This is a genomic window from Haloechinothrix salitolerans, from assembly GCF_042662605.1.
GTDB lineage: Bacteria > Actinomycetota > Actinomycetes > Mycobacteriales > Pseudonocardiaceae > Haloechinothrix_A > Haloechinothrix_A salitolerans.
In genome coordinates, this window is sequence record NZ_JBHSXX010000001.1 from 5,895,009 (window position 1) to 5,916,984 (window position 21,976).

Consider the following 21,976-nt stretch of genomic DNA (forward strand, 5'->3'; position numbering starts at 1 on the left):
TCCTTTTAGTCGAGAAGTTGATCGACGCGCACCGCCTGCGCGGCGGCGGCATGATGTTCCGGCAGCACCCTGCCAAAAAGCTGCTTGGTGCGAGCCGGAGTTCCGATGACGCCGTCGCGCTCGCTGTAGGCGAAGATCGCCGTGTGTCGCGCGCGTTCGCCCCGTACAGCGCTTACCCGGTGCAGGGCGTAGCGCCCCTTGAACAACTGGAGGTCACCCGGCCGCAGCTCGAGCCTGCGGATGAGGTGTTCGCCGTCGCCAGCGAGGACCGCGTTGACGTCGTCGAAGTTCTCGGACTCCGCCGAGCGGATGTTGGGGCAGTACTCGAAGACCCCGCCGGCTTCTGCCTCCTGGGTGAGCATCGTGACGGTGAACTCGTTGGTGTCGAAGTGCCACGGGTGCTCCTTGCCCGGCGACACGACGTTGAGCACCAGCCCGGCGAGCGGGTCGGCGAGCGGGTGGATCTCGGTCAACTCAAAGCAGTCGGCGAGGAACCGCTGGAACAGCGCGTTGGTGTAGAGCCGATGGATGATCGCGTCGGGCGGAATCGCGTCCCGGGGCACGAAGGCGTTGCCGCGCCGCATCGGCGTCCTGCCGGGGTGGTCGTCCGGCAGGTCGGCGCCGGTGTCGACATTGTAGGCGTTGACGGTCTCGGCGTCGTAGTACGCATCCGGCGCCATCCCGGCGCCCTCGCGTCGCAACACGTCCCGCAGTTCCGGGCGAACGAACTCGGACAGTACGCTGCAGCCGTCGTCGAGTAGCTCGCCACGGATGGTGGCGACGACCTCGCGCCACCGATCGCTTCCTGGTTCCGATAACGGGTAGCTCTCGGTGTCGACCAATTGTTCAACCACCTGAGTTCCCGAGGCGTCCATTCACAGCCCTTTCCGTGGAGCGAATTCACCAGGAAGCTCGCACTACATTAGCAGAATAAGCGTGGCGAAATCAGCGCTTCGATTTGAGCTGTGAGGACGGACACATTCGTTCGAAAAGGCGGGCGAATAGCGTACCTACCAAGCCCGGACGACACTAGAGGAATACGCGAATTCATGGCACGCGAACAACGTGAACCGCGAAAGTCCGCGTTGTTCGCGTACCGGCGGCTAACCATCAGACGACGGGCAGCAGCGTTCGGAGCTCGTACGGGGTGACCTCGCTGCGGTAGTTGTCCCATTCGACCCGCTTGTTGCGCAGGAAGAAGTCGTAGACGTGCTCGCCAAGCGCGTCCGGCAGGAGCTCGGAGCGCTCCATCTCCGTCAGCGCCTCCCCAAGGTTCTGCGGCAGCTGCTTGTAACCAGCCGCCCTGCGCTCCGTCTCGCTCAGCGACCAGATGTTGTCCTCAGCGGCGGGCGGTAGCTCGTAGCCCTCGCTGATGCCCTTCAGCCCGGCGGCCAGGATTACCGAGTACGCCAGGTAGGGGTTGCACGCTGAGTCGAGGGACCGCAGCTCGACCCGTCGAGACGACGCCTTGCCAGGCGAGTACATCGGTACCCGCACCAGCGCGGAGCGGTTGGCCCTGCCCCACGACACCGTCGTCGGCGCCTCCCCACCAACGATCAGACGCTTGTAAGAATTCACCCATTGGTTAGTGACCGCCGAGATCTCGCGCGCGTGCGCGAGCAGCCCGGCGACGAACGCCTTGCCGGTCTTCGACAGCTCGTCAGGGTCCTCGGGATCGTAGAAGGCGTTCTGGTCGCCCTCGAACAAGCTCAAGTGTGTGTGCATACCGGAGCCGGGCTGGTCGGAGAACGGCTTGGGCATGAAGGTGGCCCGTACACCCTGGGTCAGCGCGACCTCCTTGACGACGTAGCGGAACGTCATCACGTTGTCGGCCATGGTCAGCGCGTCGGCGTAGCGCAGGTCGATCTCCTGCTGGCCTGGCGCGCCCTCGTGGTGACTGAACTCCACCGAGATGCCCATCGCTTCCAGCGTTTCGATGGCATGTCTGCGGAAATGGGCCGCCGTCGCGTGGCTGGCCTGGTCGAAGTAGCCACCGTTGTCGGCGGGGATGGGGGGCGCGCCGTCCTCGGGAGCGTCGGCGAGCAGGAAGAACTCAATTTCCGGGTGCACGTAGCAGGTAAAACCCGCCTCGCCCGCCTTGGAGAGCTGCCTGCGCAGCACGTGGCGCGGATCTGCCCAGGACGGCGAGCCGTCCGGCATGGCGATGTCGCAAAACATCCGGGCCGAGTAGTGCCCGCCTTCCGGCGTCTCCCACGGCAGCACCTGGAACGTCGCGGGGTCCGGTTTGGCGACCATGTCCGACTCGTAGACCCGGGCGAAACCCTCGATGGCGGACCCATCGAACCCGATGCCCTCGGTGAACGCCCCCTCCAGCTCGGCGGGCGCGACGGCCACCGATTTCAGGAACCCGAGGACGTCGGTGAACCACAGGCGGACAAAGCGAATATCGCGTTCTTCAAGCGTGCGCAGCACGAACTCCTGCTGGCGATCCATGCAGGGAGACTAACGGCAAGGCGGCCATGGCCGCATGTGACATGCCCTACCGTGACGCCGTCTCCCGCCCGACATCCGACGGTTCCTCCCGTGGTGCGCGGCGGATGCGCAGCGACATCGCCGTGGCAGCGACGCACAGCCCGCCCGCGCCGTACCAAGCGATGTCGTAACTGCCGAGCTGGTCACGTGCCGCACCAGCGGCGAAGGCGGCGATAGCCGCACCTACCTGGTGCGATGCGAACACCCAGCCGAACACGATCGGACCGGCCGCACGGCCGAACCACTGCCGACACAGCGCGACGGTCGGCGGCACCGTCGCAACCCAGTCCAGACCGTAAAAGATCACGAACGCCCACATGGGTGGCTCCGTCGTCGGGCCGAACAATTGCGGCAACAGCACCAACGCCACACCACGCAGCGTGTAGTAGACACCGAGCAGCACCCGCGGATCCACCCGATCAGTGAGCCAGCCAGAGGCGACCGTGCCAATGACGTCAAAGATGCCGACCAGCGCCAGCAGGCTCGCCGCCGTGGTGTACGGCATGCCGTGATCGTGGGCGGCAGGGACGAAGTGGGTGCCGATCAGCCCGTTGGTGGACGCGCCGCAGATCGCGAAGCCGCCGGCGAGCAGCAGGAACGTGCGGTTACGGATCACGTCGGCAAGCACCCGCACCGCTCGCGCCGCGCTGCCGCCGGGTTGTGGCACGGCTTCGGGCTCGTCGTCCGGCCTGGCGCCGTAAGCCGTCGTGCCGACGTCGCGAGGGTGGTCGCGCAGGAAGGCGAGCACGAGCGGGACGACACCAAGCGCGGCCAGCGCCACCGCGAGCGAGGCTTCGCGCCAGCCGAAGCGGGTCGCCAGCATCGCCACCAGAGGCAGGAAGACCAGTTGCCCAGCCGCGCTGCCCGCCGTGAGCAGGCCGCTGATCAGGCCTCTGCGCGCGACGAACCAGCGGCTGGTCAGCGTGGCGACCAAGGTCAGCGCCATCGCGCCCGTCCCCGTTCCGACCAGCACGCCCCACAACAGCAGCAACTGCCAGCTCGACGTCATGAACACCGTGAGGCCACTGCCGACCCCGACGAGCATCAGTGCGCAGGCGACGACGCGACGCATACCGAAGCGCTCCATCAACGCGGCGGCGAACGGCGAGATCAGGCCGTAGAGCACGAGGTTGATCGAGACAGCGGCCGAGATCGTGCCGCGCGACCAGCCGTACTCGGCATGCAGCGGGTCGATGAGAACGCTGGGAGCCGCCCGGAACCCGGCCGCCCCGACCAGCGCGATGAAGCCGGCGAAGGCTACGAACCAGGCCCAGTGCGGGCGTCGACGTCGTGGGGCGCGCGGCTGCCGCGAGAGATCAACGAGAGTCACTCGTCCAGCTTCGCCAGGCGGTCCCGCGCACACCAGTGGCAAGAGTGCCACTATGTGCGAAAATCTTGCCATGGTTCATAGCGTCGCGGTGCTAGCGATCGGAGAGGTCGTCGGCTACGACATGCACATCCCGCCGCAAATCCTGGCTGAGGCACACCAGGACGGCGTCCCGCTGTATGACGTCAAGCTTTGCGGCGTCGACGACCGTCCAGTGCGAGTGAGCGCGGGGTACGAGGCGCGGCTCGATCACGGGCCGGAAATTCTGGCCGATGCCGACACGGTGATCATCCCCGGTACCCGCACGCCGGGACCGAGACACCACGGTGTGCTGACCGACGACATCGCGGCGGCGCTCGCGCTGATCCGGCCGGGCGCACGCGTGATGTCGATCTGTACCGGGGCGTTCGTGCTCGGCGCCGCGGGACTACTCGACGGCCGCGAGGCTACGACCCACTGGGCATACGCCGATGACTTCCGACGACTGTATCCGCTGGTCGATCTGCACGAGGACGTCTTGTTCGTTGACGAGGGGGATGTGCTCACCTCGGCAGGGCTCGCCGCGGGCGTGGATCTGTGCCTACACGTGTTGCGGTCCGACCACGGCAGTGAGGTGGCCAACCACGCCGCCCGCTACTGCGTCGTCCCACCGTGGCGGGACGGTGGCCAGTCACAGTTCATCGAGGCCCCGCTGCCGCAGCAGGGCGTCGGCAGCACGGCGGCGACACGGGCCTGGGCGCTGGGACGACTCGGCGAACCGCTCACCCTGGGGATGCTCGCGGCGCACGCCATGATGAGCGAACGCACGTTCAGCAGGCGATTCCGCGCGGAGACTGGACTGCCACCACATGCCTGGCTGACCAGGCAGCGGGTGGACCACGCCCGCAGGTTGCTTGAGACGACCGACCTACCGGTGGATCAGGTAGCCGCGGAGTCCGGACTGGGTAGCGCTGCCTCGCTACGCAAGCATTTCAGCGCCGTTCTCGGCGTACCGCCGCTGGCGTATCGGCGAACTTTCGCGACTAGCGTGTGAGCATCACTCACCGCAGCGCAACCCTTTCTTCGGCAGCGTGCGGTCGATGAGGTACTCGATGACTGGCTGGTCGACGCACTGATTGCCCTGCGCGAACACTGTGTGCTGCGTGCCTTCGTACGTCAGCAGCCTGCCGCCCATCGCCTTCGCGAGCTGCACACCCGCCTTGTAAGGCGTCGCCGGATCGTTCGTCGTGGAGATGACCAGCACCGGCGGCACACCATCGACGTCAGGCAGATGTGGCTTCGAGGTGTTCGGAACCGGCCAGAACGCGCAAGCGTCACGCGCGTCGCTGATCGGGTTCCCGCTGTCCAGGAACGGCGCGACCTCCGCATAGCGGCGTTGCGCCGCGAGGATCTTGTCGCGATCGGTGACCCTAGGATCATCGACGCAGCGAATGGCGGCGAAAGCATCCTGCGTACCGGAATACTCGCCGTCGGGACCGCGCTCGTTGTACTGATCGGCCAGCCCGATGAGCGTCTCGCCGCGACGCCGTTGCAGCTCGTTGAGCCCAGTATTGAGCTTCTCCCACAACTGCTCCGAATACAGCGCCTGCACGGTGGCGGTGGTGGCATCCTCGAACGACAGCTTCCTGCCGTCGGCGACGGTGACCGGGTCGTCGACCAGTGGTTGGACGAGGTCCTGGTAGCGCTCGGTAGCCTTGGCGGGATCCTTGCCAAGAGCACAATCTTGCCGCTGGGCGCACCACTTGGCGAACTCCGCGAAGGCATCGCCGAAGCCTTGACCTTGCGCGACCAACGAGTCGACGATGTTCTGCTCCGGATCGAGCGCACCGTCGAGCACCATCGCGCGCACGTTCCCCGGAAACTGCTCGGCGTAGGTGTACCCGATCCGGGTGCCGTAGGAATAGCCCAGGTAGGTGAGCTTGCGGTCACCAAGCACCGAACGTAAGACGTCCATGTCCTTGACGACATCCCGAGTGCCGATATTCGCAAGCATCTCCTCGCCGTATTTGGTCCTCTTCTCGCACTTACGCGCGAACGCCCGCTCCTCGGCCTCCTGTTCCTTGACCCCCCGCGGTGTGCCGTCGACCTCGCCGTCGTCCGCGCGGTCGGCGTCGCGCTCCTCGTCGGTGAGGCACTCGACGGTGGGCTTGCTCGCGCCGACGCCACGCGGATCGAAGCCAACGATGTCGAACCGCCTCCCCAGCTTGTTGATGGTCGGCGAGAACCGCAGGCTGGCGGCGGCCTCCATGCCGGACACACCAGGACCGCCGGGATTGACCAGTAGCGAGCCGATGCGATCACCCTGCGCGCGAGTGCGCAGTACGCCGATCTCGATGGTCTCGTCGTCCGGGTCTTCGTACGACAACGGCACCTCGAGCAGCGCGCACTCCACCTCGGGCGCGGCGAAGGTCTGTTCGGCGATGCCCGTCGTCGCATAGGGCGCGCAGTCGCCCCAGTCGAGCCGCTGCCCGTAGAAGTCGTCGAGACCGTCAGGCACAGGACCAACCGGCCCAGTTGGAGCACGCTCATCGCTCGTCGGGCCGGCGTCGTTGGCAGCGGTGCACGCGGTCGTGACCATCAGAGCGATGCCGACCAGGGCGATAAACATGCGAGAAGAAGGTGACACGCTGCGATCGTGCCATGAAACGCCGGAACCCGAACGAACTACATGCCGTTGGACCGGGCAGTGCTAGCGATTGGCCGGTGCCCGCTTGTGGCCAAGTGGGGGCACCGGGCACGATCCGGTCCCGTCGGTCACGCTGAGCATACGTCGGTTCGAGGATGATGGCAGGCATCAGGCGCAGACGACGAGGAGACGGTTGAATGACGCTCGGACGAGTCCCCATGCGGACGCGTGTCGGCAAACGGCTGCGCAGAATCATCGAACGACCTGCCAGCGTGGAGCTGACCAAGTACGAGAAGCTGCTGCCGGCCATCGGAGAGCGCGAAGACGACCTGCGGGATCGGTCCGACGACGACCTCAGCCGCGCGGCACGCGAGCTACGCACCGACGGTGAGTTCAGCATCGAGCAACTGGTCGAGTTCTGCGCGCTCGGCCGCGAGGTGAGCAGGCGCACGCTCGGGGAACGTGCCTTCGACGTCCAACTGCTCGGCGTCATGGGGCTGCTCTCGCAGCACGTCGTGCAGATGGCGACCGGTGAGGGCAAGACGCTGGTCGGCGCGCTCGCCGCGTGCGGGCACGCGTTGCAGGGCAAGCGGGTGCACGTCATCTCGGTCAACGACTACCTCGCGCGGCGCGACGCCGAATGGATGCGGCCGGTGTTCGACCTGCTCGGGGTATCGGTCGGATGGGTGGAGCCCGCGACGACGCACGCCGAACGCAAGGACGCCTACGCCTGCGACGTCACCTACGGCGCGGTGAGCGAGATCGGCTTCGACGTGTTGCGTGACCGGCTCGTGACGAAGGCCAACGAGCGAGTGCTCGCCCAACCCGAGGTGGCGATCGTCGACGAGGCCGACTCAGTGCTCGTCGACGAGGCACGGGTGCCGCTCGTGATGGCGGGCTCGGTGGACACGGGAGTCGTCGACGAGGAAGTCGCCAAGATCGTCCCCCGACTCCGACTTGGCCTGCACTACGAGACCGATGCCGACGGTAAGAACGCCTGGCTGACCCCGGCGGGCGCCTCCGTGGTGGAGAAGGCGCTCGGCGGCATCGATCTCTACGACGAGTCCGGGTCGGAGCGGTTGGCCGCGGTCAATGTGGCGCTACACGCCCACGCGCTGCTCACCCGCGACGTCGACTACCTGGTTCGCGACGGCAAGGTGCAGCTCATCAACACGTCGCGAGGCCGAGTCGCCGAACTGCAGCGCTGGCCCGACGGATTACAGGCAGCCGTCGAAGCGAAGGAGCAACTGCCGCCGTCCGACCGCGGCGAGGTACTAGACTCGATCACGGTGCAGGCGCTCATCGCGCGGTACCCCGTCGTGGCTGGTATGACCGGCACCGCGGTAGCCGTCGCGGAGACGCTGCGGGAGTTCTACAAGCTTGAGGTAGCGGTCATCCCGCCGAACACCCCAAACATCCGCGTCGACGAGCCGGACCGGATCTTCGCGTCGCCATCGCAGAAACTGCGCGCGATCGTCGCCAAGATCACTCGGGTACACGAGGAGGGCAGGCCGATCCTGGTCGGCACCCAGGACGTCGCCGAGTCGGAGGAGCTCGCGGAGAAGCTGACCAAGGCGGGACTGACCTGCACGGTCCTCAACGCACGCAACGACGCCGAAGAGGCCGAGATCATCGCTGAGGCGGGAAAACCGGGCACGATCACGGTGTCCACGCAGATGGCGGGACGCGGCACCGATATCAAGCTCGGCGGCAGCGCGTCGGACGCCGCCGAGCGGGAGAAAGCCATCTCGCTTGGCGGGCTGTACGTCATCGGCACGGCGCGCTATCCAAGCAGCAGGCTCGACGATCAGCTGCGCGGTCGCGCCGGACGGCAGGGCGACCCTGGTGGTTCGGTGTTCTTCGCGAGTCTGGAAGACGATCTCGTGCAGGCCGGTTCGCCCGACGTCCCGGAAGGTCTCGTCGCGGACGACGACGGCGAGATCACCGACCCCGCCGCGTCGCGTCACCTCAACCACGCACAGCGGGTCGTGGAGGGCGCCAACCAGGAGATCCACCGCAACACCTGGCGCTACACCCGACTGATCGAGCGGCAACGCAACGATCTGCTGGCATTCCGCGACGAGGTACTACTCACCGATTCCGCCTCCGAACTGCTGCAGGCTGAAGCGCGGGAGCGCTACGACCAGCTCGCCGAGCGGCTGCCCGAGGAGACACTGGCGCAGATCTGCCGGGAGATCCAGTTGTTCCACCTCGACCAGATGTGGGCGGACCACCTAGCGTTCCTCGCGGACGTGCGAGAGAGCATCCATCTGCGTGCGCTGGGCAAGGAGACCCCGATCGACGAGTTCCACCGCGCCGCGATCCCCGAGTTCCACAAGATCATCGACGAGGCGAAGAAGCGCACGGTGAAGACCTTCGCCGACACCGAAATCACCGACGACGGCGTCGACCTGGCCGGGGCCGGTGTGAAACGGCCGACGTCAACCTGGACGTACCTGGTGCACGACAACCCGTTCGACTCCGACGCGGAGCAGGCGTTAAAGAAGATCCGAGGGACGTTGCGGAAGAAGCGGCGGTAGGGACTGCGCGCGGCCCGGGAGGGCTATTCACAAGTGAGCTGGCGAGGCCCGCCCGAAGGGTGGGTCGCGCCAGCTCACTACGGGTGAGGATCGTGATCGACCGCAAGCGCTGAGGTGAATAGCCCGACCGTCAAGTACGGCACCGTGCAGAATGGGCGCATGGTTCAACTGCGCATGGCGCTGGCTCAGCTCAACCCGATCGTCGGTGACCTGACCGGAAACGCCGAACTGATCATCGAGGCGACCAGGAAGGCCGCCGACGCGGGCGCGCACGTCGTCGTCACCAGCGAGATGGCGCTTACCGGCTATCCCGTCGAGGACCTCGTACTGCGCGACACCTTCGTGCGGGCATCGGCGGCAGCGCTGGACTCGCTGGCGGCGCGGCTGCACGAGGCGGGCTGCGGCGACGTCCTCACCTACGTCAGCTACCTCGACGCCGACGACGTCGGCCCGCGCGATGCCGCCGCCGCGCTGTACCGGGGCGAGGTCGTCGCGCGGCAGTACAAGCACCACCTGCCGAACTACGGTGTGTTCGACGAGTACCGGTACTTCAAGCCGGGCCAGACGCTTGACGTCGTGCGCTTGCACGGCATCGACATCGGCATGGTGATCTGCGAGGACATCTGGCAGGACGGCGGACCGATCAGCGCGTTGGGCGAGGCGGGCGTCGATCTCGTGGTCGCGCCGAACGCATCACCGTACGAACGATCTAAGGACGAGCAACGCCTGCCCCTGGCCGCGCGCCGCGCCCGCGAGGCCGGGGCGCCGCTGGCGTACTGCAACCAAGTCGGCGGACAAGATGACCTCGTCTTCGACGGTGACTCGTTCGTGGTCGACGCCGACGGGACCGTGCTGGCCCGCGCGCCGCAGTTCACCGAGCACCTGCTCGTCGTTGACCTGGACCTGCCAACCGGCACGTCGCATGCCGCGGGTGTCTTCGCGGGGCTCGACGTCCGCCGCACGGTGATCTCGGACGAGCCGCTGCCCGCGTACCAGCCGCGACCGTCGCCGCCGCTGGCCGAACCGCTGTCCGACCCGGCCGAGGTGTGGTCGGCGCTGGTCATGGGCCTGCGCGACTACGTACGAAAAAACGGCTTCCGATCGGTGATCTTCGGGTTCTCCGGTGGCATCGACTCCGCGGTGTCGGCCGCGATCGCCGTCGACGCGCTCGGCCCGGACGCGGTGTACGGGGTGTCCATGCCGTCGAAGTACTCCTCGGAGCACTCGCAGTCGGATGCCGCCGAGCTGGCGCGTCGACTGGGGTGCCACTTCCGGGTGGAGCCGGTCGCGGACATGGTGCAGTCCTACGTCGGCCAACTGGAGTTGTCCGGGCTAGCCGAGGAGAACGTGCAGGCCAGGGTGCGTGGCGTGCTGCTCATGGCGCTGTCCAATAAGGAAGGCCACCTGGTACTGGCCACCGGGAACAAGACCGAGATCGCTGTCGGCTACTCGACCATGTACGGCGACGCGGTCGGCGCGTTCGCCCCGATCAAGGACGTCTTCAAGACGCACGTGTGGGAGCTGGCGCGGTGGCGCAACGACGCCGCCCAGCAGCGCGGCGAAACCCCACCTATACCGGAGAACTCGATCACGAAACCGCCGTCGGCGGAGCTGCGGCCGGACCAACTCGACACCGACTCGCTGCCGGACTACGCCCTGTTGGACGACATCCTGGACGACTACGTCGAAGGCGACCGCGGCTTCGCGGACCTGCTGGCGCAGGGCTTCGACCCGGCGTTGATCGACCGGGTCGTGCGGATGGTCGACGTCGCGGAGTACAAGCGGCGGCAGTACCCACCGGGGACGAAGATCACATTCAAGGCGTTCGGCCGGGACCGCAGGCTGCCACTGACGAACCGCTGGCGCGAGACGCATTAACCCCGCCACAGGCTCCCAGTGTGACCCTCGTCGCACGATTGCTGCACCGCACGGGGTCTGGTGCCACGCTTGACATGGACAACCCGCGACTTTGGCCGTCCACTCGCGCCGTCGACCGCACAGCGGCGACGAGCGCACGCGAGGTGCACGGTCCGAGCACGGGCAATACCCACTGCCCGGGGACCCGGATCGGGCCCCGAGGAAGGACGGTCGACCATGTCAGCAGACACTCCCGGCGCGGAAGAAACCGCTCCGTACGGCTCCGGCAGCGCACCGCAGGTGAAGCCGCCCAAGAAGGTCCGGGTCCACCACCTCCGTGAAATGAAGGAACGCGGCGAGGCGTGGCCCATGCTCACCGCGTACGACATGTACACCGCGCAGATCTTCGACGAGGCGGGCATCCCGGTGCTGCTTGTTGGTGACTCCGCGGCGAACAGCGTCTACGGCTACGAGACGTCCATCCCGGTGACGGTCGAGGATCTGTTGCCGCTTGTCCGCGCGGTCACCCGGTCGGTCAGCCGGTCGCTTGTGGTCGCCGATCTACCGTTCGGGTCGTATCAGCTCTCGCCAGAGCAGGCGCTGGAGACGTCCGTACGGTTCATGAAGGAAGGCCTCGCACACGCCGTCAAGCTGGAGGGCGGACGGAAGTTCGCGCCGCACGTCGAGGCGCTGACATCGGCCGGGATTCCGGTGATGGGACACATCGGCTTCACACCTCAGAGTGAGCACAACCTCGGTGGCTACCGAGTGCAGGGCCGTGGCGAGGCAGGGCACGAACTTCTCGCGGACGCGCTGGCACTTCAGGAGGCCGGGGCGTTCTCCGTGGTGATGGAGATGGTTCCCGCCGAGGTCGCGAAGCAGATCACGCACGAGCTGACGATCCCAACCGTGGGCATCGGCGCTGGACCGGACTGCGACGCGCAGGTACTGGTCTGGCAGGACATGGCCGGACTGCGGCGCGGCAAGGCACCACGGTTCGTCAAGCGCTACGCGGACATGGCCGGGGTGTTGTCCGAGGCAGCATCGACCTTCGCGGCCGAGGTACGGGGAGGGGAGTTCCCGGCTCCGGAGCACGCGTTCCACTGAGACAGGCCGGAACGCGGAACTCGCGGCACCAGAGCGTGCAACTCAGGGCCGACAAGGTGGAACTCGCGGCACCACAACCTGGGCCTCGCGGCGATCAAGGTGCGACTCGCGGCTCGCTGAGCGCCGCGGTCAGTTCGCGGCGTGCATCGACCAGGGATGGGCCGTACCAGGTCAGGTAGCGGCCGGAGACCAGCACGTACGGCACCCCAGGGAAGGCGTCCGGCCCGTCGTTCTCGGTGAACTCCCACGGCTCGTCTGGCAGCACCAGCAGGTCGGCCTCACTCCGGCCAAAGCGCGCGGCGATCTCGTCCCGCTTCGGCCTCGGGTACCGCTCGGCGTGGTCAGCGTAGATGTTGGCCACGCCGAGCCGGTGCAGCACGTCCCCGCCGAAGGTGTCCCGGCCGATCACCACCCAAGGCTTCCGCCACACGGGCACCACCGCGCGTGTCCGCTCCGGCAACGTGTCAGACCAGGCGTGTTCGGCCTCGACCAGCCATCGTGGCTCGTCTAGGTCGAACGCCTGGGTAAGCAGCCTACGTAGCGAGCCAAGCGCGTCGGGCACGGTCGCGGGCGCGGCCATCACCCACACCGGGATGCCATCGGCGCGCATCCGCTCGACGTCTTCCTTGCGGTTCTCCTCGGAGTTGGCCAGCACCAGGTCGGGCCGCAACGCGAGAACCTCGTCGACCTTTGGGTACTTCGATCCACCGACCCGGGTGACGTCGAGCTCCACCGGATGGGTGCAGTAGTCGGTGGCCCCGACGATAGCGCCGTCGAGGCTGACCTCGACGGCTTCAGTCAAACAGGGCACCAGCGAAACCACCCGCTCCGGTGTCCCCCGAAGCGGTACCTCTTCACCGAGATCGTCGATCAAGTGCATCCGGTTCACGGTACCGGCTCCAACGTCACCGTCCGCGCCGTCGTGTCGACCGCCGTGAGCCGGACGGTGACGCGCTGCCCTTCGGCGAGGTCGGTGCCGTCACAGCGCGCCAAGACTGGCGGATCGGAGATCAGCACCTCGGCCTGCTCACCACCGCCACGCAGCACCACCGCGTCGAACGTCTCACCGACTCGATCCGCCAGCACCCACGACTCCACCTGGTCGAGGCAGGCGCGCTCCACCTTGGCGGCGAGTGCGTCGGACGTGCCCATTACCGATGGCAGTTCGGCCAGTCTGGCGCGGATCCACTCCGGGACCTCCCTGCCAGCGCAGACGGCGAGGCACACTTCGGTGGCGTAGCGGTCGACGAGTCGCCGGATTGGCGCGGTGACGTGCGTGTACGGGCCGCCGATCCCTGCGTGCGACGACGCGCCGGGCAATTCGCCGTCGAACGTGGTGTAGCCGGCACCGCGCAGCAACCGGGTGCTGTCGGCATAGAACGCCAGCGATTCGGGCTGATCCGGGTCGAGGCCGCTGAGCACGTCGGCGATGCCGGTACCACCCGGCCAATCGATGCCGAGCGCACACGCGGATTGCCGCAGCCACCCGAGCGCGTCCTCACCCGCCTCGACAACAGTCCGGAGGATGCCGACACCGGCTTCGAGCATGAGCTCCGCCGCACACATACCGGTAAGCAGCGAGATCTCGGCGTTGAAGGCATCGATGTCGGTGCGCAGTCGCAGCGCGAGCCGCCAACCACCGTTGCCGTCGGAGGTTACCTCCTGTTCCGGCAGTTGCAGTTCGATGGCGCCACGCTGGGCAGCGAGGCGGCGTCGAAGCGTCCCGAACTCGGGTAACGCGGCCAGCGAGGGGTGCATCTCGCCACGCGCCAGGTCATCGACGACGCCCTGGTAGTCAAACCGGCAAGCGGAGCGGACAACCGCTCTGCGAACGTCGACGTCGACCGGATGGCCGTCGTCGTCGGTGTCGATGGTCCACAGCACCGCGGGACGGATTTCGCCGGGCAGCAAGCTCGCGGCTTGTTCGGAGAGCACAGGTGGATGAAGCGGCACGGTGCCGTCCGGGAGATACAGCGTCTGACCGCGCGCGGTGGCTTCCCGGTCGAGCGCACCGGACGGTGTGACGAACGCGCCGAGATCGGCGATGGCGTAGCGCACCCGATACCCGCGCGACAGCCGCTCGACACACATCGCCTGGTCGAGATCGCGCGCGCCGGGCGGGTCGATGGTGACGACGGGGATGTCGGTCGCGTCGACACGATCACCGTCCAACTCGCGGGCCACGGCGTCCTCCGCTTCGGCGAGGGCGTCGGGCGCGAAACCGATCGGCAAGTCGAACTCGGCGCGGACGGCAGCGAAGTCCCATCGTTGCCCCGGCGTCCGCGCCGGTGGTAGCAGCGGGTCGCTAACCATCCGAATCCCGATTGCCCCATTCCCGGTCGGCCCTGTCAGCCTCCTCGGTGCGTTGCCGGGCGATTTCGAGGGCGCGCCGTGCGGTGGCCTCGTCGGGATACGGCCCGAGGCGGTCTATCGCCCGGGACACCTCGAGATGCTCGACCTCACCGGTCTTGGTGTTGTAGTACCAGCCCTTGTCCGGGTTCGGGTCCTTCTTACGCCACAGTGCCATGCCCCCAGTCTGACGCAGGAACGGCCGCGAGGTCATCTTTCAGCGGGCGCACCGCCGGTTAGCCGCCGTACCGGTAGGGGCGCTCGATCGGATCGCCGGTCGGGCCGAAGTCACCGGTAGACGCGCCTCCGGTTGGCTCGGGCCAGTCCATCGCGGCGCCATCCACAGGGTCGACCACCGGCGTGCCACGTGCCGGAGTTTCCGGGTCGGCCGCTGGCGTGGGCTGCGCCTGCGGGCGCTGCTGCGGTGGCACAGCCTGACCGCCGGGATGCTCCGCACCGGGCACCGGTTGCCACACCGGTTGCGGGCCGATGTTCATCGGAGCCGCGCGTTGCGCTGCTGGTTCCTGCGGCTGCTCCTGCCTGTCGGGATCTGGTTCGTCGGACGTCTGCTGCCGCCGGAGGCTCGACTCGGACAACACCGGGTCGAGACAGGTCACCAACACCGTGGTCGCCTCGGGGTCCTCGACCCTACGGCCGCTGCGTTCCCGATAGACCAGGTCGCCATTGTCGTCCATCTCGACGGTGTAGCCCGCTTCCGCGAGCTGTTCCTCATCCAGGTCGGTGAGCTTTTCCTCGCGGGAAGGCAGCACCCGATATTTCGGCCACGACAGCTCCCGGTGCATGTGGTGGAACTGCCCGAGCACGCTCGCCATCTGCCGCTGCCACGGCAGCGGCATGTCCTCGGCGATAGAGCGGGGCAACACGACGTAGGCGTCGGTGACACCAGGGCCGCCCCTGGCGAGCTGATCGGCCAACGGTGTACTCGACGCTGGCGGGCCGGCGTGCCGGGGTAACGGGGCCGCCGCGAACGAGCTGCGCGGGTCAGACTGCGGTTCCTCGGGCGTTTGCTTGCCCCGTTTGCCAAGGCGTTTCACGACACCGCTCCTTCCTCACACCCCTGGCCGGACGGCGACCGGCAACATCTCTGGCTCGCCGAAAGTGACGTCCCTGGTGTGCACCGGTACACCGGACTGCTGCGCCTCGACGATCTTCCCGTTGCCGATGTACATCGCCACGTGGTGGATCGTGCTCGGGTCCGACTCGTCGTAGGCCCAGAACAGCAGGTCTCCCGGTTTCGCCTTCTCCACGGGCAGCATCGCTCCCGCGTGGTACTGGTCGCGAGACACCCGCGGCAATATGATCCCAGCGGACTCGAACGCCCGCAGCATCAAGCCGGAACAGTCGTAGGCGTCCGGCCCCTCCGCGCCCCATACGTACGGCTTGCCGCGCTCACCCATGGCGAACTCAATGGCCTTGGCGGCGGCCTTACTCGGCGGCAGCGCTAGCCCGACGCCCTCACCGCAGCCTGCCGCGTCACTGATGTCGCCGATGTTCTCCACCAGGTGGACGGCCATCGCCTCCCACCGGTGGTAACGGTCGGGAAAGGCAGAGCGCTCGACGGCCTGTGCCGCGTCACCTGGCCGCATACTCCGCCAGTTCGGGATCGCGTCGAGGACGTCATAGAACTTGTTGACCTGGTACGGCGGGTCGGTCACCTGCGAAACCGTGCCCCAGCCCATCGACGGTCGCATCTGGAAGATGCCGAGCGAGTCCCTGTCGCCGTAGTAGAGGTTGCGCAGGCCCGACTCTGTCATGCCCGCCTGGATCGCGACCTGCCACGCGCGCGGCGGCATCTTGCGTTTCTTGCCGATGGAGATGATCAACCGAACGGTGTCGAGCTGTTCCTTGGTCAAGTTGGCGGTGTCGGTGGCGCCGACCCGAGGAGCTCCCGGCTGGCTTGGCCCGATCATCGCCTCGCAGCTGACACGCTCAACGTCCATCAGCTGCGCGCGCTCGCCGGCGTTAATCACGTTGACCACCGTCGTCGCTGCCACCACCAGCCCAAAGACGCTGGCCAGCGCGAAGCTCACCACGATGCCAAGCCGCATGGCTCAGGCCGCCTTGCCGTAATTGGAGACGCGCCAGCCAGCGTCGGTCTTCACCACGGTGATGCGCAGCGTTGGGCCGTTGGTGGGCACCTCGGCGACAACCGACGCGGTATATGACTCAACGACCTTCGGCGCCCCGGTAACTTTAGTAGCCGGGATGTTGTCCGGTTCGACAGTCTTCATCACGGGTAGGTACTCCTCCGTGGTGAAGGGGGCGAGGCCACGCAGCCACTTCTTGTTCGAGATACCGTCTGGGTGGGTAGCCCAGGCCCGAGCCCATTTACGGGCGATGGCCACGGCGGCGGGGTCAGGAGGCGCCGAGGTACGGGTCATCGGCGGCTCGGTCAGCCGGGTCTCGGTGAGTTCGGTTGGATCGGTGGCTGCGGCGGAGCCCTCGGCGTCCGTCTGGGTGGCACGGGACGCGGCGGTGGAGATGCTGCCTTGGTCGGCGCCGGGCAGGATCTTCGGTACCAGGAAACCGATGCCAGTCACGATCGCCACGAGGATCATCACAGCGACGATCAGGTGCTTCGGGGAGCGCAGCGGTGCCCCCCAGATACGCCGGTAAACGGCCGCGCGGCCACGATGGGTTCGAATCGGCATACCCGCGTCACCTCACCATGGAGTCGGTGTCGCGGATGGCGGTGTCCTGACGCACTTCAAGGCCGCGCGACGGCCGATACAGCACGAACACCGGCTTGCCGTTGATCACTTCCGTTTCCGCGCGCCGTGGCCCCTGGGACTCGGAACGCCAGTACGGCGAGGGGTCGACGGTCGAGCGCGCGGAGCTCTGGTCCGGCGTGGGCCCTGACATGCGAGACGGCACGACATAGGGGGACTCCGCGCCGTCGCCGTATCCCGCACCGCCACCGCGCGATGTGGGAGGCATGGCGTAGCTCCGGTGCGTTGTGGTGGCGGACCGGCGCTCGTCCCGCCGCTGGTAGGCCCGGTCCGGTGCCGACGTCCCGCCGATGCCGCCCGCCGGGTTGAAGCCGAGGTGGGCCGGGTTCGGCGTTCCGGACGCTGGCAGCGCCCGCCGTTGCCCGCCGGCCGCGCCGATAACCTGTGGCGACTGCCGATCGAGCCGCTGCGCCGACGCCGCGATCGTCCGAGCTTCAGGACGGACCCTGCGGTCGGACATGGTGGCGGTGCCCAACTGGCCAGGTTCGGCGTCGGCGCCGCTGTCGCTGTTCGCGACGTTGCGCCAGAACTGATCCTGCTGGGTGTCCTCCCGCGGCTTGCGGCGGAAACGGGAGAACAGCCCCGGCGCGGACGGCAGGGCGGCACCCACCGTTCGGGTCGACATGTCGACCATCTGCCACAGCCTGCGTACTGGCCTGCCGACCACGAACATCAGGATCGTCACCAACGCGGCCATCGCCATCTGGGTCAGCATGGACAACGCACCGGACGCGGCGAAGATGGCGTTGAGCAGCAGCGCGTGCACGCCAGCCAGCACGGACAGCACGATGAGGTTGAACCCGACGGTGCCCGCCACCTTGGCGACCCTGCGCAACACGTCGTGATGCAGCAATGCGACCAGGCCAATCAGCGGTGCGGTGAGCGCGAGCAGCCGGACGAGCACCTGCGCGAGCAATACCGCGGTCTTGGCAAGCAGTTGGAACAGGGAGTACACGAGCGATTGCAACGTGGCGATGAACCCGGCGCCGGTGCGGCTGCCGTCCTCGCCAGTGAAGTAGCCGGACGATGGGCCGAGTTCGGCCGCGATGCGTTTGTACTCGGCCTTCTTCTCCTGAATCACCTTCTCGTCGCCATCATCGCCATTGGCCATCTCTTCCCACGTGAACGCCTGCGCGTCTAGCAGATCCCTGCCGTGCTCCTCGGCCTCGGTGGCGTCGGCGGAGCCGAACTCACCGCGGAGCCAGTTCTTGTAGATGATCTCGTCGTGGAGGTTCGTCGGCAGGATGTCTTCGACGTTCCTACTCTCCGCGACGTCGACGAAGCCAGCCTGGATGTTGGTCGTGGTGTCAACGATGGCGCGATCGATGGTGTCGAAGTAGCGCAGCAGCGCGAACGACGACGCCGCCAGCCACACCGCGGCGAGCGCGAACAGCGCGCGTTTGCTGACCGCAGGCAGATCGCCGCGCCAGATGTGGCGGAACATCAGGATCGCGAGCAGCAATGCCACCAGCCCGAATAGCTGGGCGTAGATGTTGTTGTAGACCTTCTCGGTGCCGGTCTCGATGGCGGAGTGGAGTGGGGCGAACAGCCCGCCTTCCAGGACCGTGTAGTGCAGCGCGTTCGTCGCGCCGGTGATGGCCTTGCCGATGTTGAACAGCTGGTTGCCTGCCCAGGTGTCCAGTGTGGTGTTGGCATCCGTGACGCCGGACAACCCGTTGCACTCGGACTCAGGGGTGTAGGTGTGCCACACCATGCCCGCGTAGCCGTAGTCGCTGTAAGGCGTACCGGGCTCTCCTCGGTCATCCGCCGCGTCGAGTGCGCCGACCATGCCGGTGCCGGGCCGTTCCGGATTCGGCGCCTCACCGCAGTCGGCCGCCGACGCCAAGGGAGCACCAATAAGCAGTTGGGCCCCGAGGATGGCGGCGACGGCCAGTACAACACGAGATCTGGTCGTGCCGGGGCGTCGCAGTCGGTGGCGCACGGCCTTGCCGAGACCAATCGCTGCGATGATCATCGCGACGATAAGCAGCGCGTTCATGCCGCGTCCCGCCCCGTGCCGCGCTTACGGCCGGATCCCGCACGCTCCGGCTCTGGTTGAGCCTCCTCACTGAGCCCAAGTTCCTGATCCGCGGCGAGCTCGAAATCGATGTCATCGTCCGGCAACATCGGCTCGTCAAGCGGCGTGTGCTCCGCTGACGTGTCGGCGGCCGGTGGCGGACTTGGCGCACGCTGCGGTGTTCTGGCCCGCTGATCGAGACCGGTCTCGTCCGGTTCCCGCTCGTCCGCGCCCTGCTTCTCCGCTCCACTGGCGCCAGCCGCGCCAGGCGTCGTGTCCAGCACGTCGCGCAGATGGGCGAGGTGATCGCCGGAAAAGTCGACGCGAATACGTTCCACGCCGCCCGCGCCGTCGGCGAAGATGAACTGCCTCGGGTCGCGGTCGCGTTCGGCGTCTCGCTCGGCACCAGGCCGCCTGCCGAGTGCGGCGACCACCTGTTCATAACCGACCCCGACCGGCACTTTCAGCAGCCGCAGCGCGTCCGCCTGCGCGTCCTCGTCGTCGAGGCGGCCGACGAAGACCGAGTCGAGCAGCGAGACGAAACCCTGGATGCGCAGGAAGTCGGCGGGGATCTGCGAAGAAAGCAACACCCGGACGTTCCACTTACGGGAGTCACGGGCGAACCGGTTCATCAGCACTCGACCGGTCGGCACCTCGGAGAGGAAGAACGCCTCGTCGATCCAGACGCCCTTGCGTTCCTCCTTGGGCCGCTCGTACACCGAACGCTGCGTCAGCCACGCGGCGAGGTTCAGCATCTCAACGCCGAGCGCTTCGGCATCGGTCCAGTGCTCCCGGCTGACGCCGTCCTTCGGCAGCGTCAGCCCGGCCATGGTCAGCACGGTGAGCCGGTCGTCGCGGGTGTCGCGGTACGGATCGGCGTCGGCCTCCGGAATCAGCAGTGACATCCGTTCGCGCATCTCGTCGAGGAAGTCGGCGACGACGACGGCGTGCTCGTGGTGCTCGCTGGCGTCACGACGCAGCGCGTCGATGACCTGGCCGGGATCGGCGTCGTACCGGCCACCGACGGCACGGACCGCACGCAGCAGCACGATCCTCGTCTGCGGCAGCCGGGACACCTCGTACGGCAGGATGCCGGACAGCACGTCGAGCACCAGCCGTCGGCGGGTCGCCCCAGCCAGCGCGGACTCCCTGCGCCACGCGCGTTCCGGGTCGTCCTCGTCGAGGAAGTGCTCCAGTTGCGGCTCGGCGACAACGCGGTACGGGTTGAGGATGCCGGGCTGGGCGTTGAGCAGATTGATCGGCCGGGCATAAGGCCGCAGTTCCGGTAGGTCACACAGCCGCGACAAGGGACCGGACGGGTCAAGGATGGTCCAGCTCGCGCCCGATCGAAGTGTCTTGTAGACGATGCCGCCACCGAGGAACGACTTCCCGCCGCCGAGCCCGGCGACCATCGCGGTGAGGCCGGACCCGTCGCGGATCTCCTGCGCCATCCACGGGTCCCACGCGACAGGACGCCGAGTGGCGGTACACGTCTCGCCGAGCAGGATGCCTCTGCGGTCACCCACGTCGGCGGTCGCGGTCGGCACGGCGGACGCCGCCCACACAACGGAGCCACGACGTTTGTATGCGCCGGACGCGACCGGCTCGCCGGGGATGAACTCCCTGGCCAGCGCGTACTGGGCCTCGGGGTGTTCAATCGCGATCTTGGGTTTGTACAGCTCGAGTAGTTGCTGCGCCGACCGCAAGGCCTCCCGCTCGGTCGGGCCGGACACCGCCATGCGCCACCAGGAGTAGACGCGAGTGGCCAGCGCGGTGAAGCCGGTGGTCATCTCGTCGTCGATCTCCAACACCCGCGACGCCTGCCGCGCCAATGACTGCGGCGGCTCAAGATCGTGCTCGTCGGTATAGTGCTTGACCTGCGAGCGGACCTTGTTCATCTGCCTACTCAGCTCGCCAGCCACCTCTTCAGGGCGGCGGACGTAGATCCGGGCGGACCATTCGACGGCGCCTGGCAGCCGGTCGGCGTGCTGCATCCACGGGTCGTCCACCTCGGGGATCTGCAGGCCGTGCATCTGCCCCATCGTCAGCACCGCGACGTGGCTGGTGATGCCCGCGTTCGAACCGGTTCGGCCCCGCACGGTCACGGTCGGGGCATATGGCTCGGCGTGAAAGTCGGCGGCGTCGGTGAAGCTGGCCAGGTCCTCCGGTTCCCAGGTGGCGCCGGGCACGGCGGGCATGGTGCGCGGCGCTGGCAGGCCGAGCGCGCACGAACGGTGCATCAGCCATGACATCTCGGACGCCTCGGCGGGCCTGCCATCGAGACCGGCGGCGGACATGATCTGATCCAAGTGCTCGACCTCGGAGTCGAGCGCGATCAGCTCGGCATCGACGGCCTCTGGCAGCACCTTGCGTAACAACGGGGCGGCGCGCTCGACGGCGCGGTCCATCGCGTTGCGGGTCTGCACCTGGACGCCGAGGTAGACCTCCTTCTCCGCCATCGAGCGCCCCATGAGCTGCTGCTGTTCGCCGATCAGGTAGTCGTCGAAGGACAACGCGCCCTGTGCGTCTGGCAGCCGATTGTGCGCGTTGTGGACGTGCGCCTCGGCCCACATCCGGATCGGGTACGGGCGGCTCGTGACCCGCAGGTGCAACCAGCGGCCCTGCAGTTCGGCGTACTGGCCCGCGATCGCGGCGATCAGGTCCCTGCGCTGCGAGTCGGAGCGGAACGACCAGCGCTGCGGCGAGAGCCGGTACCAGGCGTAGATTTCCTGTCCGGTGCGCAGGAGGTGGCCGTCGATGCTGCGGGCGGCGATCGACGGAGTGTAGGAGGGCACCGACTGTTCACCGGGCAGGCGTCGTCCCCTCCTCGTCACACCCCCGGAGCGCTCCGCTCGCGCACCGGAGCTCACCCGCTCCGGCTTGCTGTGGCTTGCGCCGCGACCGAACAAC

The 21,976-nt window shown here is 67.5% G+C and carries 16 protein-coding genes; 4 read left to right on the forward strand and 12 right to left on the reverse strand.

Annotation, left to right across the window (positions count from 1 at the left end; all coding sequences use genetic code 11):
* Window positions 1–5: 5 nt before the first annotated feature.
* The 3 genes from ACFQGD_RS28125 to ACFQGD_RS28135 form a co-directional block, all read right to left on the reverse strand.
* Window positions 6–875 (reverse strand): HalD/BesD family halogenase, encoded by an 870-nt coding sequence (locus ACFQGD_RS28125; protein WP_345406584.1) that lies wholly within the window; start codon window positions 873–875, stop codon window positions 6–8.
* Between the two features lie 235 nt (window positions 876–1,110).
* A complete protein-coding gene (gene glnA / locus ACFQGD_RS28130) occupies window positions 1,111–2,454 on the reverse strand; it encodes a type I glutamate--ammonia ligase (RefSeq protein ID WP_345406582.1) in 1,344 nt (447 codons plus the stop codon).
* A gap of 46 nt (window positions 2,455–2,500) precedes the next feature.
* Complete coding sequence (locus ACFQGD_RS28135; protein WP_390221115.1) at window positions 2,501–3,895, reverse strand: MFS transporter; 1,395 nt, start codon at window positions 3,893–3,895, stop codon at window positions 2,501–2,503.
* Here ACFQGD_RS28135 and ACFQGD_RS28140 point away from each other — a divergent pair.
* Window positions 3,894–4,853: a GlxA family transcriptional regulator gene (locus tag ACFQGD_RS28140; protein WP_345406576.1), complete on the forward strand. Its 960-nt coding sequence runs from the start codon at window positions 3,894–3,896 to the stop codon at window positions 4,851–4,853. The genes ACFQGD_RS28135 and ACFQGD_RS28140 overlap by 2 nt on opposite strands.
* 3 nt (window positions 4,854–4,856) lie before the next feature.
* Here the strand turns inward: ACFQGD_RS28140 and ACFQGD_RS28145 are convergent, their stop codons facing one another.
* A complete protein-coding gene (locus tag ACFQGD_RS28145) occupies window positions 4,857–6,428 on the reverse strand; it encodes an alpha/beta hydrolase (protein WP_345406572.1) in 1,572 nt (523 codons plus the stop codon).
* 236 nt (window positions 6,429–6,664) lie between these two features.
* Here ACFQGD_RS28145 and secA2 point away from each other — a divergent pair, with 236 nt between their 5' ends.
* From secA2 to panB, 3 genes are all read left to right on the forward strand, one after another.
* Window positions 6,665–8,986, forward strand: a complete 2,322-nt coding sequence (gene secA2 / locus ACFQGD_RS28150; RefSeq protein WP_390221116.1) for an accessory Sec system translocase SecA2 — start codon at window positions 6,665–6,667, stop codon at window positions 8,984–8,986.
* 159 nt (window positions 8,987–9,145) lie between these two features.
* On the forward strand, window positions 9,146–10,864 hold the full coding sequence (locus ACFQGD_RS28155; RefSeq protein WP_345406566.1) for an NAD+ synthase: 1,719 nt from the start codon (window positions 9,146–9,148) through the stop codon (window positions 10,862–10,864).
* Between the two features lie 216 nt (window positions 10,865–11,080).
* Complete coding sequence (panB, locus tag ACFQGD_RS28160; protein WP_345406563.1) at window positions 11,081–11,950, forward strand: 3-methyl-2-oxobutanoate hydroxymethyltransferase; 870 nt, start codon at window positions 11,081–11,083, stop codon at window positions 11,948–11,950.
* Window positions 11,951–12,044: 94 nt separating this feature from the next.
* Here the strand turns inward: panB and ACFQGD_RS28165 are convergent, their stop codons facing one another.
* The 8 genes from ACFQGD_RS28165 to ACFQGD_RS28200 are packed head-to-tail and all read right to left on the reverse strand — an operon-like array spanning window position 12,045 to window position 21,975.
* Window positions 12,045–12,830 carry a helical backbone metal receptor gene (locus tag ACFQGD_RS28165; protein ID WP_345406560.1) on the reverse strand — a complete coding sequence of 262 codons (786 nt, stop codon included), beginning with the start codon at window positions 12,828–12,830 and terminating at the stop codon, window positions 12,045–12,047.
* Window positions 12,831–12,835: 5 nt separating this feature from the next.
* The gene (locus tag ACFQGD_RS28170) at window positions 12,836–14,263 is read right to left on the reverse strand and encodes an RNB domain-containing ribonuclease (protein WP_345406557.1); all 1,428 of its coding nucleotides are present in this window, start codon (window positions 14,261–14,263) and stop codon (window positions 12,836–12,838) included.
* Window positions 14,256–14,477, reverse strand: a complete 222-nt coding sequence (locus ACFQGD_RS28175; RefSeq protein WP_345406554.1) for a hypothetical protein — start codon at window positions 14,475–14,477, stop codon at window positions 14,256–14,258. The genes ACFQGD_RS28170 and ACFQGD_RS28175 overlap by 8 nt, the downstream gene beginning before the upstream one ends.
* Before the next feature lie 58 nt (window positions 14,478–14,535).
* A complete protein-coding gene (locus tag ACFQGD_RS28180) occupies window positions 14,536–15,354 on the reverse strand; it encodes a hypothetical protein (RefSeq protein ID WP_345406551.1) in 819 nt (272 codons plus the stop codon).
* A gap of 15 nt (window positions 15,355–15,369) precedes the next feature.
* Entirely contained in the window at window positions 15,370–16,368 is a 999-nt protein-coding gene (locus ACFQGD_RS28185; protein WP_345406548.1) for a C40 family peptidase, read from the reverse strand.
* A 3-nt stretch (window positions 16,369–16,371) separates the two neighbouring features.
* Window positions 16,372–16,971, reverse strand: a complete 600-nt coding sequence (locus ACFQGD_RS28190) for a hypothetical protein (RefSeq protein WP_345406545.1) — start codon at window positions 16,969–16,971, stop codon at window positions 16,372–16,374.
* Between the two features lie 7 nt (window positions 16,972–16,978).
* Window positions 16,979–19,048, reverse strand: coding sequence for a magnesium transporter (locus ACFQGD_RS28195; RefSeq protein ID WP_345406542.1), 2,070 nt, complete (start codon window positions 19,046–19,048; stop codon window positions 16,979–16,981).
* The gene (locus ACFQGD_RS28200; RefSeq protein WP_390221117.1) at window positions 19,045–21,975 is read right to left on the reverse strand and encodes an ATP-binding protein; all 2,931 of its coding nucleotides are present in this window, start codon (window positions 21,973–21,975) and stop codon (window positions 19,045–19,047) included. Before ACFQGD_RS28200 ends, ACFQGD_RS28195 begins: the two co-directional genes overlap by 4 nt.
* Between the last annotated feature and the right edge of the window lies 1 nt (window position 21,976).

Coding starts and splice junctions, on each gene's coding strand:
- ACFQGD_RS28155 (WP_345406566.1), top strand. CDS start 9,146: ATGGTTCAACTGCGCATGGCGCTGGCTCAGCTCAACCCGATCGTCGGT.
- glnA (WP_345406582.1), bottom strand. CDS start 2,454: ATGGATCGCCAGCAGGAGTTCGTGCTGCGCACGCTTGAAGAACGCGAT.
- ACFQGD_RS28145 (WP_345406572.1), bottom strand. CDS start 6,428: ATGTTTATCGCCCTGGTCGGCATCGCTCTGATGGTCACGACCGCGTGC.
- ACFQGD_RS28175 (WP_345406554.1), bottom strand. CDS start 14,477: ATGGCACTGTGGCGTAAGAAGGACCCGAACCCGGACAAGGGCTGGTAC.
- ACFQGD_RS28195 (WP_345406542.1), bottom strand. CDS start 19,048: ATGAACGCGCTGCTTATCGTCGCGATGATCATCGCAGCGATTGGTCTC.
- panB (WP_345406563.1), top strand. CDS start 11,081: ATGTCAGCAGACACTCCCGGCGCGGAAGAAACCGCTCCGTACGGCTCC.
- ACFQGD_RS28165 (WP_345406560.1), bottom strand. CDS start 12,830: ATGCACTTGATCGACGATCTCGGTGAAGAGGTACCGCTTCGGGGGACA.
- ACFQGD_RS28185 (WP_345406548.1), bottom strand. CDS start 16,368: ATGCGGCTTGGCATCGTGGTGAGCTTCGCGCTGGCCAGCGTCTTTGGG.
- ACFQGD_RS28190 (WP_345406545.1), bottom strand. CDS start 16,971: ATGCCGATTCGAACCCATCGTGGCCGCGCGGCCGTTTACCGGCGTATC.
- secA2 (WP_390221116.1), top strand. CDS start 6,665: ATGCGGACGCGTGTCGGCAAACGGCTGCGCAGAATCATCGAACGACCT.
- ACFQGD_RS28135 (WP_390221115.1), bottom strand. CDS start 3,895: ATGGCAAGATTTTCGCACATAGTGGCACTCTTGCCACTGGTGTGCGCG.
- ACFQGD_RS28140 (WP_345406576.1), top strand. CDS start 3,894: ATGGTTCATAGCGTCGCGGTGCTAGCGATCGGAGAGGTCGTCGGCTAC.
- ACFQGD_RS28170 (WP_345406557.1), bottom strand. CDS start 14,263: ATGGTTAGCGACCCGCTGCTACCACCGGCGCGGACGCCGGGGCAACGA.
- ACFQGD_RS28125 (WP_345406584.1), bottom strand. CDS start 875: ATGGACGCCTCGGGAACTCAGGTGGTTGAACAATTGGTCGACACCGAG.